This is a genomic window from Paraburkholderia sp. GAS42 (genome assembly GCF_050436565.1).
Classification (GTDB): Bacteria; Pseudomonadota; Gammaproteobacteria; order Burkholderiales; family Burkholderiaceae; genus Paraburkholderia.
In genome coordinates this window covers 478,594-494,986 of sequence record NZ_JBNDML010000001.1, presented here as the reverse complement: position 1 = coordinate 494,986, position 16,393 = coordinate 478,594, and the positions used below count along the sequence as shown (strand labels likewise).

Annotated in this window: 12 protein-coding genes; 9 read left to right on the top strand and 3 right to left on the bottom strand. The window is 63.9% G+C overall.

The genetic code is table 11. From position 1 onward, the window contains the following. Positions 1 to 72: 72 nt before the first annotated feature. The 3 genes from P3T16_RS02270 to P3T16_RS02260 all read right to left on the bottom strand — a co-directional run bounded on the left by P3T16_RS02270 (position 73) and on the right by P3T16_RS02260 (position 3,441). A complete protein-coding gene (locus P3T16_RS02270) occupies positions 73 to 1,011 on the bottom strand; it encodes a LysR family transcriptional regulator (protein WP_429341009.1) in 939 nt (312 codons plus the stop codon). 209 nt (positions 1,012 to 1,220) lie between these two features. Continuing rightward, positions 1,221 to 2,309 carry a porin gene (locus tag P3T16_RS02265; protein WP_429341008.1) on the bottom strand — a complete coding sequence of 363 codons (1,089 nt, stop codon included), beginning with the start codon at positions 2,307 to 2,309 and terminating at the stop codon, positions 1,221 to 1,223. Between the two features lie 616 nt (positions 2,310 to 2,925). Continuing rightward, positions 2,926 to 3,441, bottom strand: coding sequence for a hypothetical protein (locus P3T16_RS02260; RefSeq protein ID WP_429341007.1), 516 nt, complete (start codon positions 3,439 to 3,441; stop codon positions 2,926 to 2,928). A gap of 533 nt (positions 3,442 to 3,974) precedes the next feature. Here P3T16_RS02260 and P3T16_RS02255 point away from each other — a divergent pair. The 9 genes from P3T16_RS02255 to P3T16_RS02215 all read left to right on the top strand — a co-directional run bounded on the left by P3T16_RS02255 (position 3,975) and on the right by P3T16_RS02215 (position 16,377). Further along, positions 3,975 to 5,000 carry a bile acid:sodium symporter family protein gene (locus P3T16_RS02255; RefSeq protein ID WP_429341006.1) on the top strand — a complete coding sequence of 342 codons (1,026 nt, stop codon included), beginning with the start codon at positions 3,975 to 3,977 and terminating at the stop codon, positions 4,998 to 5,000. Positions 5,001 to 5,262: 262 nt separating this feature from the next. Continuing rightward, on the top strand, positions 5,263 to 7,110 hold the full coding sequence (locus tag P3T16_RS02250) for an EAL domain-containing protein (RefSeq protein ID WP_429341005.1): 1,848 nt from the start codon (positions 5,263 to 5,265) through the stop codon (positions 7,108 to 7,110). A 323-nt stretch (positions 7,111 to 7,433) separates the two neighbouring features. After that, positions 7,434 to 8,420, top strand: a complete 987-nt coding sequence (locus P3T16_RS02245) for a LacI family DNA-binding transcriptional regulator (RefSeq protein WP_429254977.1) — start codon at positions 7,434 to 7,436, stop codon at positions 8,418 to 8,420. Next, complete coding sequence (locus P3T16_RS02240; protein ID WP_429341004.1) at positions 8,417 to 9,712, top strand: AGE family epimerase/isomerase; 1,296 nt, start codon at positions 8,417 to 8,419, stop codon at positions 9,710 to 9,712. Before P3T16_RS02245 ends, P3T16_RS02240 begins: the two co-directional genes overlap by 4 nt. 5 nt (positions 9,713 to 9,717) lie before the next feature. Further along, positions 9,718 to 10,632, top strand: coding sequence for a carbohydrate kinase family protein (locus tag P3T16_RS02235; protein ID WP_429341003.1), 915 nt, complete (start codon positions 9,718 to 9,720; stop codon positions 10,630 to 10,632). 171 nt (positions 10,633 to 10,803) lie between these two features. After that, positions 10,804 to 11,025: a hypothetical protein gene (locus P3T16_RS02230; protein WP_429254980.1), complete on the top strand. Its 222-nt coding sequence runs from the start codon at positions 10,804 to 10,806 to the stop codon at positions 11,023 to 11,025. 93 nt (positions 11,026 to 11,118) lie between these two features. Beyond that, complete coding sequence (locus P3T16_RS02225; protein WP_429254981.1) at positions 11,119 to 11,364, top strand: hypothetical protein; 246 nt, start codon at positions 11,119 to 11,121, stop codon at positions 11,362 to 11,364. Between the two features lie 180 nt (positions 11,365 to 11,544). Further along, the gene (locus P3T16_RS02220) at positions 11,545 to 12,567 is read left to right on the top strand and encodes an ion channel (protein WP_429341002.1); all 1,023 of its coding nucleotides are present in this window, start codon (positions 11,545 to 11,547) and stop codon (positions 12,565 to 12,567) included. A 195-nt stretch (positions 12,568 to 12,762) separates the two neighbouring features. Next, a complete protein-coding gene (locus P3T16_RS02215) occupies positions 12,763 to 16,377 on the top strand; it encodes an indolepyruvate ferredoxin oxidoreductase family protein (RefSeq protein ID WP_429341001.1) in 3,615 nt (1,204 codons plus the stop codon). Positions 16,378 to 16,393: the final 16 nt, after the last annotated feature.

Below are 16,393 nucleotides of genomic sequence, written 5' to 3'. Positions count from 1 at the left end.
GGCTTTCTCTTTCAGCTTCAGTATAGCCAGATGACGTCGGCGCCTGACGCACACGTCCGGCGGCTGCGATGCTCAGCGCACGGCGGCGGCCCGGATCTGCTCGAGCGTCGGCCAGAGCGCCTCGCTCGCGAACCGCTCTGCCAGAAAGTCGACGAAAGAACGCACCTTCGCCGACAGATGCCGGCGGCTCGCATAGACGACGTGAATCGGCAACTCACGCGGTGGCAGCGCATCGACAAGCAGCGGCACGAGACGCCCGGTCGCCAGATCGTCGCCGATCACTTCGGTGCCGAGCATCGCAATGCCCGCGCCCTGCAGCACGACGACGCGCTGCGCCTCCAGATGGTTGACGATCATGTTGCCGGCAAGTCGCAGACGCGCGCCGCCCGCATCGACGCCCTGCGTCAGTTCCTGCGCCGACACGCCCGTGTACTGGATGAAGTTGTGCTTTTCGAGGTCCGCTAGCGTCTTCGGCGTGCCGTGGCGGCGCAGATAGTCCGGCGACGCGCACAGCACGATGTGCGCCATCGCGATCTGCCGCGCAATCAGCGACGACGACTTCAGCCCCGTCGGCGACGCCCGGATCGCGACATCGAACCCTTCGTCGATCAGCTCGACGACACGATCCGACAACGTGATTTCGACGGTGACCTGCGGGAACTGCGCGGCGTAATCGGCGAGCGCACTCATCACGTGACTCAGCCCGAACGCCGTCAGCGACGACACCCGCAGCTTCCCTTGCGGCACCACGCTCGCCGCACCAACGGCCTGCTCGGCTTCGTCCAGCTCGGTCAGCACCTGCGAGAGGCGCTCGTAATATTCGCGGCCCGCTTCGGTGGGCGCGACGCGTCGCGTCGTGCGGTTGAGCAAACGCGCGCCCAGTTGCTGCTCGAGATGCATCACGTGTTTGCTGGCCATCGCAGCGGAAATGTCCATCCGCTCCGCCGCACCAACGAAGCTACCCGCTTCGACGACGTGGCGAAACACTTTCATGCTGACGAGGGTATCCATGACTAATCGCTCACAACAGGAATGAATCGGGGCTGTTGCGCAGACTTTATCAAGGAACAGTGAGCAAAGCGTGGGGAGCTGGCGTGATGCGTAGACAAAAAAGCCTCACGTTCGGGAGAACGTGAGGCTTTTTCTGAATCTCTGCGACGTCACAACGGTAACTCGCGGCGCCTCTCGCAAAGACGAGGCTGGCCGGCCGCCACCGGGACCTAGAACTTCGCGCGGATACCGACGCCGAACGTGTCACCCGACGTCTGGGAGCTGATCTTGTCGTACAGATAGGCTGCGTAGACGTCCGTGCGCTTCGACAGCGGGTAGTCGTAGCCGAGTGCCGCGGTCTGACGCGTCTGGTCGAGGCCGCCACCGTCACGCGAGTACGCGTACGAAGCCATGACCGTGCCGGGACCCGCCGGCACGCTCACGCCGCCCTGGGCGGTATTGACGTGCCAGCTGCCAAGCGCGCCCTGATCGTTCTTCGTGTACATGTACTGGCCGAAGAACTTCACGTACTTCAGGTCGTAAGAGGCGCCGACCTGACCCACGCCCTGGCTCTTCAGACCGAGGACGCCGGACGCACCCGGATTGGTCAGGTCGCCCGGGCTGTTGTTGAAGTTCACGTACTGATACACGGCGGTCGCGGCGAACGGGCCGTGGAAATACAGTACCTGGCCGCTCCACTTCTTCGCGCCGTTCTGCGTCGTATTGCCGAGCGCGTACATCGCGGTCGCGGAAAGGCCGTTGAAGTTCGGCGACTGGTACTGCACCGCGTTGTTCCAGCCCGAATCACCGGTCACGCCCTGATCCGTGTTGTACGTCGGGAACGTGCCGAGGCCGAGGTACACGTGGTACACCATCGGCGAGAACACGTACGAATCGATGAACGGGTTGAACAGGATCGTCGACACGAACAGCGGTGTCGTCAGACGGCCGGCGGTCATCGTGCCCCACGGCGCTTCGATGCCGACGTACGCGTTACGCGAGAACATCGAGTCGCCGGTGAAGCGGCCGTACTGGCCGTTCTGCGCGCGGAAGAAGCCTTCCAGGGTGAAGATCGCCTTGTAGCCGTTGCCGAGGTCTTCAGCGCCCTTCATGCCCCAGTACGAAGTCGACATCCCGCCGCCCGACACAACCCACGAGCGCTCGTTACCCGGGAATTTCTGCGAGCCAACCCATTCATCGACCTGTCCATAGAGCTGGACGCTCGACTGCGCGAATGCGGTCGATGCGCCTGCCAGCAGGCCGGCGATCACAGTTGCCTTGAGAGTGGTCTTCAGCGTGCGGCTGACGTTTGTTTTCATGGATTCTCCTGTCTTTGTCAAAGGTAAGCGTGGCTGGCGCGGCGGGTTACTCGCGCAAACGGTTGTTGTTGTCCGTCAGGTCGTCGAGCGGATCTGGATCAGTGGGCGGAGACCATCTTTGCGGACCATTTTTATGAAAAAAAATATGTCTGGTTATTGCCGGTATATGAGCCCGCTTAGTTTCTTCGAATAACGGCCTGTTAAAGCACGGTCGTGCCCAGGTCTGACCGCAGTGCGACATGCACGCCAATGTTCACCGGGCGTGGCCGGCATTGCCTTGCCGGCATGCGTAGCGCCGGAATTGGGTCTACGTGATGCGCTGCCGCAACCGGACAACCAACGGAGGCCGAATCGTGCCCTGAAGATGACGTTTTTCAAAAAAGTGTGGTGCGCACGCGTCATATCTCCCGGCGTGCGGGACGCGGCCAGACGCGCTGGACGGGCAGCGGACAGCTGAAGGCGGCTTACATCTGTTAGAAGCGGGGAATGGGTGCGGGAAAAACAGGCCGTTGTCAGCGAGGACGAGGCTGGAAACCCAGCGAGAAATCACCGGCGACAGGGCGCAGCGCGCCCGCAATGTAACCCGTCGCCCGGTCAGTTGCGGTACGGCGCAAGGTCAGTTGCGATAAGGCGAAGGCGGAGGCGGACGGGGAACGTCGTCCGGCGGATGGGGAATGGAACGCACGGCACCGCGCTCTTCGTTATAGCGGGCAACATCGGCGCGGATCGAGCCGGCGCGTACGGGCGCGTTGACGGGCGGACGCGGCGCCGAACGACCCTCGGTGCTGACCGGCGTGATCGCGCCTGCGTAGCGGACCGGCTCGCCGTCGACGCGGAACGGGCGACCCTGCGCAGCCATCTGCGGCAACCCGCCGTAGGCCGGCGCCGGCGCGCGTGCCATGCTGAGATTGCGGTCAGCCTGGCCGACACGCGTACCCGGCTGCAAACCGTACCAGCGACCGCCGCCCGGTGCATTCTGCTGGACCGGCCGGAAGAATCCCCCACCATGTATTGCGCCACGCGACATGTCGACATGTGCAGGCGGTAACGGTTTCGCACAGGCGAACGACGCCAGGAGCGCGATCAGCGCGCCCAGCAACCCGTGCAACCTTTTCGAATACCCTGCGTTCACGATCCTTCACCTGCTCGACGACCCGCCGCAGATTCGCCTTTCGAGCAATGGCAAAACCTGTTTTGAGAGACGGACGCGCTGCCGTCGCCACGCCGCGCGTGCCGACTTCCCAATGGCTTGTGAGCAGTAATTTATGGGCGCCCATCCAGCGTGTCGAGGCAAAAAATGTTATGCCACCGGAAGGGTTGTAACACCATGTTACGGCAGGCTTTTTCCGCGAAAAGCGCATGTGGCAAGGCTCTCCGGGCAGACCACAGCACGCGGCCCACGTGCCGGTTGAGGCACTCCGAAAACGGCCAGTAAATCCGACCGAATGGATGGCGCCTGTCGAAATCGCGCCTATAAACATAGAGGTGTCGCGAGCCTGCAACATGCGCGAAGTGCATTAATCGATTCTTCAAATGAATTTGCATATTCAATCGAAAACGCCGGACAATAGGCGTTTCCATTGATTGCATTCAGTGACCGGCGCCCTCATTCGCGCGCCCGCGTTTTTCGCGTCACACTGCGCCTATTGCTTCGAGATTCCCGAGATGGCTCGCCCCAAACTGCTCCCCGACAACTTCACGCTGTGCCTCGTTGGCACCGTTATTCTGGCGAGCCTGCTGCCCGTCCACGGCCAGGCGGCCGCGGCGTTCAACTCGCTGACGAATATTGCCGTCGGGCTGCTGTTTTTCCTGCACGGCGCGAAGCTGTCGCGCGAGGCGATCATCGCGGGTGCAACGCACTGGCGGCTGCATCTGGTCGTCCTGCTAAGCACGTTCGCGCTCTTTCCGCTGCTCGGCCTCGCGCTTAAACCGCTCCTTTCGCCGCTCGTCACGCCGTCGCTCTACGCGGGAATTCTCTTCCTCTGCACGCTGCCATCGACGGTCCAGTCCTCCATCGCGTTCACCTCGATTGCGAAAGGCAACGTGCCCGCCGCGGTATGTAGTGCGTCGGCGTCGAGTCTTCTTGGGATCTTCATCACGCCCGCGCTCGTAAGCGTCGTCATCACGAACCAGGCTGCCGGCGGCACTTCCGCCTGGCATACCGTGTGGAGCATCGTGCTCCAGCTGCTCGTGCCGTTCGTGGCCGGACAACTGCTGCGCCCGGTGATTGGCCGGTGGATCGAGCGTAACCGCGGCGTACTGAAGTTCGTCGACCAGGGCTCGATTCTGCTCGTGGTGTACGCCGCTTTCAGCGAGGCGGTGAACGAAGGCCTGTGGCACCATATTCCGCTGACCGCGCTGGCCGGCCTGTTCGTGGTGTGCGCCGTGCTGCTCGCCATTGCGCTCGCGCTCACGATGTTCATCAGCAGGCGGCTGGGCTTTAATCGCGCGGACCAGATCACGATCATCTTCTGCGGCTCGAAGAAAAGTCTGGCGGCCGGCGTGCCGATGGCCAAGGTGATTTTCGCGTCGCATGCGGTGGGCGCGGTGGTGCTGCCGCTGATGCTGTTCCATCAGATCCAGCTGATGGTGTGCGCCGCGCTTGCGCAGCGCTGGGGCGCCCGTGATATCAGCGCCGAAAAACGCGCCGCCAGCAAGGAGGCCGCGCCAGCGGCCGTCGCGCGCCGTTGAGGGATGGGATGCGTCGAACAGATAATCCATGAGATGTCCTGAGCGAGAGTAAGTCATATCAAGCAGTAGCGAAAAGTGAAAAGCCGCCTCGTGCGGCTTTTTCGTTATTTCACGCGACGCAGCGCCAACCGTCACCTCGACCAGATGGCGTAGGCGCAGGCACGAAAGCACCAACGCGGTGCGATGGTTCATCAAAGATTCACTTAACTGCTACGCATATCGGCCGTTAAGTCGATAACCCCATCGTTTCGGCAGCTCGCTCATGTCTGTTCGCTCGCCCCTCGGCCGGCCTTCGCCGGGCATTGAAGATCTGATCGCCCGTCGCGAGCTGTCCGCGGTGTTTCAGCCGATTGTCGATTTCGAGGACGGCGCCATCCTCGGCTACGAAGGTCTTATTCGCGGTCCATCCGGCACGCCGCTGGAAGCGCCGTATGCACTCTTCGCGCAGGCAGCCGCGGAAGGCTGTGCAATCGCACTTGAACGCGCCGCGGCGCGCACCTGTATCGAGGCTTTCGCGCGTCTCGAATGCGAAGGCAAGCTTTTCCTCAACTTCAGCGCGGACGCCATCCACGATCTCGCCGCCACGCCCGACAGCACGCTTGCCCTGTTACGCCAGTCGGGCCTCGACCCCGCCCGCATCGTGATCGAACTGACCGAGCAGAGCGCAATTCCGGACATCGGCAACTTCCTGTCGATCATCGATGCGCTGCGCACGTTCGGCGCGCAGTTCGCGCTCGACGACTACGGCACAGCGAACGCGAGCATGAACCTGTGGGTACGCCTGCAACCGGACGTCGTGAAGATCGACCGCTTCTTTATCCACGACATCGCGAGCGACCCGCTCAAGTTCGAGGCCGTCAAGGCGATGCAGCATTTCGCGAACGCGAGCGGCGCGAGGCTGGTGGCGGAGGGCATCGAAAATGAAGCGGACCTGATCGTCGTGCGCGATATGGGCATCGGTTGCGGGCAGGGCTTTTTCTTCGGAAAGCCGCACGCGCAGCCTCCACGATTCGTCACCGACGACGCCCGCGAAGCGATCCGCGCGCATCACATCGCGGTGTTCCCGGAAACGACGCGCACCGTGGGCGCGTCGCCGTCGGGCGGCATGGCATCGGACAAGATGCTCGTGCATGCGCCCGCGCTGCCACGCGAAGCGACGAATAACGACGTGCTCGACCTCTTCAACCGTTTGCCGGATCTGCACGCGGTTGCTGTTGTGGAAAACGACGAGCCGGTCGCACTGATCAACCGCCGCGCGTTCATGGATCGCTACGCGCTGCCGTATCACCGAGAGCTGTTCGGCAAGCGTCCGTGCCTGCTGTTCGCCAACGCGTCGCCGGTCGTCATCGAAAAATCGATGACGGTCGAGCAGATGGCGAAACTCCTCGCGAGCGACGACCAGCGCTATCTCGCCGACGGCTTCGTCATCACCGACAACGGCAAATACGTCGGCCTCGGCACCGGCGAAAAGCTGGTGCGCGCGGTCACTGAAGTGCGCATCGAAGCGGCGCGCTACGCGAATCCGCTGACGTTCCTGCCGGGCAACATCCCGATCAGCTCGCACATCGCGCGACTTGTCAGCAACGACGCCGCGTTCTACGCGTGCTACGTCGACCTGAACCATTTCAAGCCGTTCAACGACGAGTACGGCTACTGGCAAGGCGACGAAGTGCTGAAGTTCGCAGCAGCGGTGCTCGCCGACGTGTGCGACCCGACGCGGGATTTTCTTGGCCACGTCGGCGGCGACGACTTCCTGATCCTCTTCCAGAGCGACGACTGGCGCGAACGCGCACTGCGCGCGATCCACGCGTTCAACGAAGGCGCACAGCGCTTTTATGCGCCGGCCGACCGGCTGGCGGGTGGGATCCACGGCGAGGACCGGCGCGGCAATCCGACGTTCTTCGGCTTCGTGACGATGGCGATCGGCGGCGTGCGCGTGAAGCCCGACAGTGACGTGGCGCTTTACACAAGCGAGGAAATCGCCTCGGTTGCAGCGCTGGCGAAGCGCCGCGCGAAACAGGAACCGTCGGGCTTCGTGCTGATCGACAGCGACGAAAGCGAGGCGCTGCTGCGCGGGCGCATCGATTCGCCGGGCCAGGCCGACGGTTGATTCCCGGCTGCGCACTTCGCAACCACGCCCGTCAGCGGCAACGGCAGGCGCAACGGCGGCACTGACGCCAATCCCCACGAATTACATCAGACTGACACGACAAACCTGCATCGTGGGAATCCGGCCGTCTGCTCACGACCGATAACATCGCGCCACCACACCTCGTTTAGTTGATTTTACTAAACACATAAAAACACGCGTGCAGCCACTGGATACAGCCACTTACACGGGTTAACCCCCTGCGTCACGGGTTTCCGCAAGTCCGTTTTACTATACAATCTCCGGACTCGAAACCAGCGGCCCTCACGGCCGGCCATCAGTACATGGCGACAACCATCCGTGACGTCGCGCGTGCTGCCAGCGTGTCGATCGGCACTGTCTCACGCGCGCTGAAAAACCAGCCCGGTCTCTCCGATGCCACGCGTCTGCGTGTCGTCGAGGCCGCGCGCCAGCTCGGCTACGACGCGGCACAGTTGCGTCCGCGTATCCGCCGGCTCACGTTTCTTCTGCATCGCCAGCACAACAACTTCACCGTCAGCCCGTTCTTCTCGCACGTGCTGCACGGCGTCGAAGACGCGTGCCGCGAACGCGGCATCGTGCCGTCGCTGCTGACGGCCGGTCCGACCGAGGACGTCATCCGGCAGATGCGCGTCCATTCGCCGGACGCCGTCGCGATCGCCGGCTTCGTCGAGCCGGAGACGCTCGCCACGCTCGTCGCGATGCAGCGTCCGCTCGTGCTGATCGATCTGTGGGCGCCCGGCCTGCGCTCGGTGAATCTCGACAACGCCGAAGGCGCCACGCTCGCAATGCGGCATCTGTTCGCGCAAAAGCGCACGCGCATTGCGTTTATCGGCGGCTCGCTCGCGCATTTCAGCATTGCGCAGCGCGCGCTCGGTTACCGTCGCGCGTTCTTCGAAGCCGGGCTGCTGTTCGATCCGTCGCTGGAAGTGGCGATGGACGCCGGCCTCGATCCCGACGCCGGCGCCGCGCTCGCGATGGAGCGTCTGCTCGACGCGCCGGGTGAGCGCGTCGACGCGGTTTTCGCCTACAACGACGCCGCCGCGCTCGCCGCGATGCGCGTCTGCCTTGCGCGCGGCCTGCGCGTGCCGGAAGACATTGCCATCATCGGTTTCGACGATATTCCCGCAGCAGCGCATGCCTCGCCGCCGCTGTCGACGATCGGCGTCGACAAGGAAGCGCTCGGCCGGCGCGGCGTCGAGCTGCTGCTCGAAGATGCGCCAGCCGAAACGGAAGTCCGCCTGCCTGTCCAACTCATAGCCCGTGCCAGCACTTCGGTGAAAAAGCCATGACGCAACCCGACCTGAATCACGCCAACCTGCAAGCTAGCCCGCACGCTGATGCCGCGCTGCCTGTACCGCCCGTCGCCAGCTTCCGCGAACCGGAATTCCTGCTCTCGCATATCCAGGACACGCTCGGCTTTTACGCGCCGAACGTGCTGGACCCGAGCGGCGGGTTCTTCCATTTCTTCCGCGACGACGGCTCGATCTACGACCGCACGACGCGCCATCTGGTAAGCAGTTGCCGCTACGTGTTCAACTACGCGATGGCGTACCGTCAGTTCGGCGACCCGAAGCATCTTGAGTACGCGCGCCACGGCGTGCGCTTCCTGCGCGACGCGCACTGGGACGCGCAGCACGAAGGCTACGACTGGGAACTCGAATGGCGCGACGGCCACAAACGCGCGCTCGATTCGACGCGTCACTGCTACGGCCTGGCTTTCGTGCTGCTTGCTTACTCGCACGCGGCGATGGCGGGCATCGAGGAAGCGAAGCCGATGATCGGCGCGACCTTCGATCTGATGGAACACCGCTTCTGGGACGCCGCCGCCGGCCTCTACGCCGACGAAGCGACCGCCGACTGGCGCGTGTCCAGCTATCGCGGCCAGAACGCGAACATGCACACCACCGAGGCGCTCCTCACCGCCTACGAAGCAACCGGCCACCTCGTGTATCTGGACCGCGCGGAACGCGTCGCGTCGAACATCACACTGCGCCAGGCGAAGCTGTCGCAGGGTCTCGTCTGGGAACACTTCCACGCGGACTGGTCAGTCGACTGGCATTACAACGAGGAAGACAGCTCGAACATCTTCCGTCCGTGGGGTTTCCAGCCTGGCCACCAGACCGAATGGGCGAAGCTGCTGCTGATTCTCGAACGCCATCGTCCGCTGCCGTGGCTGCTGCCGCGCGCAATCGAACTCTTCGACGCCGCCATGGCGCACGCATGGGACGAAGATCACGGCGGCCTGTACTACGGCTTCGGCCCGGACCGCACCGTCTGTGACCACGACAAATACTTCTGGGTGCAGGCCGAAACCTTCGCGACCGCCGCGCTGCTCGGCAAACGCACGGGCAATGAACGCTTCTGGGACTGGTACGACGAGATCTGGCGTTATAGCTGGGTGCATTTCGTCGATCATCGCTATGGCGCGTGGTATCGCATCCTCACGTGCGACAACCGCAAGTACAGCGACGAGAAAAGCCCGGCCGGCAAGACCGACTATCACACGATGGGCGCGTGCTACGAAGTGCTGACGCACGCACTCGCAGGCGCTGCCGAAACATCAACTGAATCCACACGGTGACCATCATGACAACGAGCACCGAATTTCCCCTCTTCGTTTCTCCCGGCGACATCCTCACCGACATGGTCCGCACCGACGATTCGCACTGGCTGTCCGTGCCAGGCGGCGCCGGCTGGAACGTCGCACGCGCCGTCGCGCGGCTTGGGCTGCGCACGGCCTCTGTCGGCTCGCTCGGCAACGATTACTTTTCGGACGCGATCTGGAATGCCAGCGTCGCCGCCGACCTCGACATGCGCTTCATGCAGCGCGTCGACCGCGCGCCGCTGCTGGCGATCGTCCACGAGACGCATCCGCCGACCTACTTCTTCATGGGCGACAACAGCGCCGATCTCGCCCTCGATCCGTCGCTGTTGCCGCAAGGCTGGATGGAGCAGGTGAAGTGGGCGCACTTCGGCGGCATCAGCCTCGTGCGCCAGCCGCTCGGCGACACGCTCGCAAAGCTCGCCGCCGACCTGCGCGCGCGTGGCGTAAAGATCAGCTACGACCCGAACTACCGCAACCTGATGGAGCACGGCTACGCGCCGATCCTGCGCAAGATGGCCGCGCTCGCCGACCTCATCAAGGTTTCAGACGAAGACCTGCGCCTGCTCTTCAAGACCGACGATGAAGCTGGCGCGCTCGCGCAACTGCGCGCGCTGAATCCGTCGGCGACGGTGCTTGTCACACGCGGGCCGGAGACGTCGACGCTCTTCGTCGGCGACGCGGTGTACGAAGGCCGGCCGCCTCGCGTCGAAGTGGCCGATACGGTCGGCGCCGGCGATGCGTCGATCGGCGGCCTGATGTTCAGCCTGATGACCGCGCCGCAACGCACGTGGCCCGAGCATCTCGCGTTTTCGCTGGCGGCGGGCGCAGCGGCGTGCCGGCATTCGGGTGCGCATTCGCCGACGCTCGACGAAGTCGTCGCGCTGCTGGAAGACTAGACGGGGAATGAATCGAGACGCGCCACGCGGCCTGCATACCGCGCGGCGCGTTAGCGTGAGTGCATGCGCCGTGCGTGCCGTGTGTGCCGCGCCCGCGCCCGGATGGTCACGCACCGGTAAGGCCTCAATCTGCGTGCTACGATGGAATCTTCACCTTGTCGGAGTTGCATCATGGTCGACGTCACCTACACCAAAGGTATCTACACGGCGATCGCAACCGTGCGCGACGTAGAAGGCGACGAGTACAAGGGCGTCGTCTCGCTGTCGCGCGACGACGGCGACGAGCAGGAGAACACTGTCTACGAAGTCGAAGCCACGTCGGCCACGCCTGAGGAAGCGCTTGAAGAAGCAAAGGCGCTCGCGCATCGCATCCTCGGCGAAATCGAACTCTAGGCGCGGCTCCTGGTCCCAGAGTCTATGTAGAACCGGCGCCGCGGCCATACCGCCGTTCGGCGCCATTCCGGGATAAACCGGCTGGAGGCGAAGATGGCTGAACAGCTCTTCCTCTACGGTGTGTACGCGATCCATGTGCGTCCGCTGGAACTGCAGGGTGCGCGCTGGGATGCGGAGTACGAAATCCGTCATCGCGACAAGCCGGTGCAGGTGTGGACCACGGTGGGCGGCGACGCCGGCTTCGACGAACTCGCCGAAGCGGTCGAATCCGCGCATCGTCAGGCCGTTGCCGATATTGAGCACGGCGCGGGTATTCCGAAACCGCGTTCGTTTCCCTAAGCGTTTTTTTAGAGGCCGCGCGTATGCGTCGGCGTGCGCCGGCGCATACGCGCGTCGCCGGCGAGCGCGGGACTTCAGCCGCACGGGCGCCTCCTTATGCCCTGACGCGCGCACACCCACCGCGCGGCACAACGCCCTTGCGTGCTACGCTTTGCGCGTTTCCACACCCGCCGCAACGCGATGCCCCACGACCCGTCAGACCGCGCTTCATCCGCCGATTCGAAGGCGGGAACGACGCCGCCCGAGCGCGATTTCCCCGGCCGCCGCGGCCGCAAGATACGCGTCACCTCGCGCACGGTCATTGCGCATGGGTTGCCGCTGCCGGTCTGGCAGGATCTTTATCACCGTGCGTTGATGGTCAGCTGGCCGATATTCTTCGCGTCGCTCGCGGTGCTGTTCCTGTTGCTCAATACCACGTTCGCCGCGCTTTATATGCTCGGCCACGCGTCGATCGCCAATCAGGCGCCGCCGGGATTCGCCGGCGCGTTCTTCTTCAGCGTCGAAACACTCGCGACCGTAGGATACGGCGACATGCATCCGCAGACGGTCTACGCGCACGGCATCGCCACGCTGGAGATCTTTGTCGGGATGTCGGGCATCGCGCTCGCCACCGGCCTGATCTTCGCGCGCTTCTCGCGGCCTCGCGCGAAGATCATGTTCGCCCGTTACGCGGTCGTTTTCCCGGTCGACGGTCATCCAACGTTGATGGTGCGCGCCGCGAACGCACGTCAGAACGTGATCTCGGAAGCCCGTGCGAGGCTGCGGCTGATGCGCCGCGAAACGACGTCTGAAGGCTTCACGTTGCGCAAGATTCACGATATGAAGCTCGTGCGCGAGCAGCACCCGATGTTTCTGCTCGGCTGGAACATGATGCATGTCATCGACGAAAACAGTCCGCTCTTCGGTGAAACGCCGGCGACGCTGGCCGCGCGCGAAGTGTCGCTGCTGATCACCATCGAAGGCTCGGACGAAACGACGTCACAGACAATGATGGCGCGCCATTCATGGGCGCACGAGGACATTCGCTGGCGGCATCGCTATGTGGACGTACTCGTGGAGAAGGACGGCGTGACGCATATCGACTACTCGCACTTCCACGAGGTCATTTCGCTCGACGAATACGAGGCGCAGAAGGCGCAGCAAGCGCAGGCCGCGCGCGACACGCCGGCACCACAGGCGCAGGCCCACGAACAGGAGAAGTGAGCACCCGGTGAGCGCTCCGGTAGAACTCACTCAAAAGGGCGAAATTTCGCCCAATGGCTCGCTCGAATAGCGGCCCACCCGCCCCACTTAGTAATAAATCACTCCAATCGGCGAGAAAAAATAGAGTCTCTTTCGTTGCGACGACGTTGCACTGCCCGTCCGTTCCCGCGAAGCCATAACAAGGAGACTTCCCCGATGACCGCACGACTGCCTGTCGACGGTGCGCCTGACCTCGCCGAATACCGTCTTTCCGACAATCTCACTGCCACGCGCGGCCGCATTTTCCTGACCGGCACGCAGGCGCTCGTGCGCCTTCCGCTGATGCAGCGCGCAATGGACAGGGCCCATGGCCTGAACACAGCCGGTTTCGTCAGCGGCTATCGCGGCTCGCCGCTCGGGATGGTCGACCAGCAGTTGTGGAAGGCGAAAAAACTGCTCACTGAGAACGATATCCGCTTCCTGCCCGCGATCAACGAAGAACTCGGCGGCACCGCCGTGCTCGGCACGCAGCGCGTGGAATCGGACCCGGAGCGCACGGTCGAAGGCGTGTTCGCGTTCTGGTACGGCAAGGGCCCGGGCGTCGATCGCGCCGGCGATGCGCTGAAGCACGGCAACGCGTATGGCTCATCGCCACATGGCGGCGTGCTGGTCGTCGCGGGTGACGACCACGGTTGCGTGTCGTCGTCGATGCCGCATCAGAGCGACTTCACGATGATGTCGTGGCACATGCCGGTGGTGAATCCGTCGAACATCGCGGACATGCTGGAGTTCGGCCTGTACGGCTGGGCGCTGTCGCGCTTCTCCGGGGCATGGGTCGGCTACAAGGCGATTTCGGAAACGGTCGAATCCGGCTCGACGGTCGACCTCGACGCGCTACAAACGGAATGGACCGTGCCGACTGATTTCGTCGCGCCCGCGGATGGCCTGCACAACCGCTGGCCCGATCTGCCGAGCCTGTCGATCGAGGCGCGGCTCGAGGCCAAGCTGAACGCGGTGCGCCACTTTGCGCGCACCAACAGCATCGACAAATGGATCGCGCCGAGCCCGCACGCGAACGTCGGCATCATCACGTGCGGCAAGGCGCATCTGGACCTGATGGAAGCGCTGCGCCGGCTCGATCTCACCGTCGCCGATCTTGAAGCGGCCGGCGTGCGGATCTACAAGGTCGGGCTGTCGTTTCCGCTGGAAATGGGCCGCATCGATACCTTCGTCGAAGGGCTGTCGGACGTGCTGGTGATCGAGGAAAAAGGCCCGGTCATCGAGCAGCAGATCAAGGACTATCTGTACAACCGCCGCGAAGGCGCGCGCCCGGTGATCCTCGGCAAATACGCCGAAGACGGTTCGATGCTGCTGTCCGCGCTCGGCGAGCTGCGTCCGTCGCGGATTCTGCCCGTGTTCGCGAACTGGCTCGCGCGCCACAAGCCCGCGCTCGACCGGCGCGAACGCGTGGTCGATCTCGTCGCGCCGCAGATTCTTTCGAACGCCGCCGATGCGGTGAAGCGCACGCCGTACTTCTGCTCGGGCTGCCCGCACAACACATCGACGAAGGTGCCCGACGGCTCGATCGCGCAGGCCGGTATCGGCTGCCACTTCATGGCGTCGTGGATGGAGCGCGATACGACCGGCCTGATCCAGATGGGCGGCGAAGGCGTCGACTGGGCATCGCATTCGATGTTCACGAAAACGCGCCACGTGTTCCAGAACCTTGGCGACGGCACGTACTTTCACTCGGGCATTCTGGCGATCCGTCAGGCAGTCGCGGCGAATACCAACATCACGTACAAGATTCTCTACAACGATGCGGTCGCGATGACGGGCGGCCAGCCGGTCGACGGCAGCATCTCGGTGCCGCAGATCGCGCGTCAGGTGGAAGCGGAAGGCGTGTCGCGCTTTGTCGTGGTCAGCGACGAGCCGGAAAAATACCACGGCCATCACAACCTCTTTCCGACCGGCACCACGTTCCATCACCGCGACGAACTCGATGCGGTGCAGCGCGAGTTGCGCGACATCGACGGCGTCACCGTGCTGATCTATGACCAGACGTGCGCGGCGGAGAAGCGTCGTCGCAGGAAGAAAGGTGAGTTTCCCGATCCGGACAAGCGTCTCTTCATCAACGAAGCCGTGTGCGAAGGCTGCGGCGATTGCGGCGTGCAGTCGAACTGTCTTTCCGTTGAGCCGCTGGAAACGACGCTGGGCCGCAAGCGCCGTATCGACCAGTCGTCGTGCAACAAGGATTACTCGTGCGTGAACGGCTTCTGTCCGAGCTTCGTCACGGTCGAAGGCGGCAAGCTGAAAAAGGCCGCCGGCAAGGCATTCGATCCGGCGGCGCTCGCGAAACGTGTCGACGCACTGCCGACACCCGCTACGCATCTCGACGCGGCGCCGTACGACATTCTGGTCACGGGCGTCGGCGGCACGGGCGTCGTGACGGTCGGCGCACTGATCAGCATGGCCGCGCATCTGGAAGGCAAGAGCGCGTCGGTGCTCGACTTCATGGGCTTCGCACAGAAGGGCGGCTCGGTGCTGTCGTTCGTGCGCTTCGCCGCGCGTGACGAGTGGCTGAACCAGGTCCGTATCGACACGCAGCAGGCCGACCTGCTGCTCGCGTGCGACATGGTGGTCGGTGCGAGTAGCGACGCGTTGCAGACGGTGCGTCACGGCCGCACGCGCATCGTCGTGAACACGCATGCGATTCCGAACGCGACGTTCGTGCAGAACCCGGATGCGAATCTGCACACCGATGCGCTGATCGACAAGATGCGTCACGCCGCGGACGCGGAGCGTCTCTCTACGTGCGATGCGCAGGCACTTGCCAGCCGTTTCCTTGGCGACACGATTGGCGCGAACATCCTGATGCTCGGCTTCGCATGGCAACTCGGTCTGGTGCCGGTGTCGTTCGCGGCGCTAATGCGCGCGATCGAACTGAACAACGTCGCAATTGAAGCGAACAAGCTGGCGTTCGCGATCGGCCGCGTGGCTGCGGAAGATCCGGCGTCGCTCGACGCTCTGCTGCAAACGCGTGCCGATGCGGTCGCATTGCCTTTCGCAGTGGCCAACGACGAAGCATTCGACGTCGACGCCGTCATCGCCGATCGCGAAACGCGTCTGTCGGCGTATGGTGATGCGTCGTATGTGAAGCGTTTCCGCTCGCTCGTCGACAGGGCGCGTATGGCTGAGCGGCAACTTGCACGCGCCGGCAGCGGGAGCGAGCCGCTCACACGCGCTGTCGCCACGACGTTCTACAAGCTGCTCGCGGTGAAGGACGAATACGAAGTCGCGCGCCTCTACGCCGACGACTCATTCCGCAAGGCCATCGAAGCGCAGTTCGAAGGCACTGCGGGCCGCGATTTCCGGATCGGTTTCAACATGGCACCGCCGACGGTCACGCGCGCCGCACACGGCGCACGGCCGAAGAAGGTGAAGTTTGGCCAGTGGATGTGGCCCGTGCTCGGCGGTCTCGCGAAGATTCGCGCGCTGCGCGGCACGGCGCTCGATCCGTTCGGCCGCTCACTGGAGCGCCGGATGGAACGCGCACTGGCAACCGACTACGAAGCGACGATCGACACACTGCTTCGCTCGCTCACGCCCGCGACGCGGCAAAACGCAATCGAATTCGCGCAGGTCATGCAGCGCGTGCGCGGCTATGGTCCGGTGAAGCTGAACAGCCTCGTCGCGGCGAAGGCGCAGGAGCGTTCACTCGCACGCGCGTTGAACATCGAGCCCGTGACGTCCGCCGTCGTGCAGGAAGCCCTTGCGCAGATGCGCGGCAGCGGCGCGTTGAGCGGCATTCCAGTGGTGGTGGCGAAATGAGCGTGCCGGGGCGCGC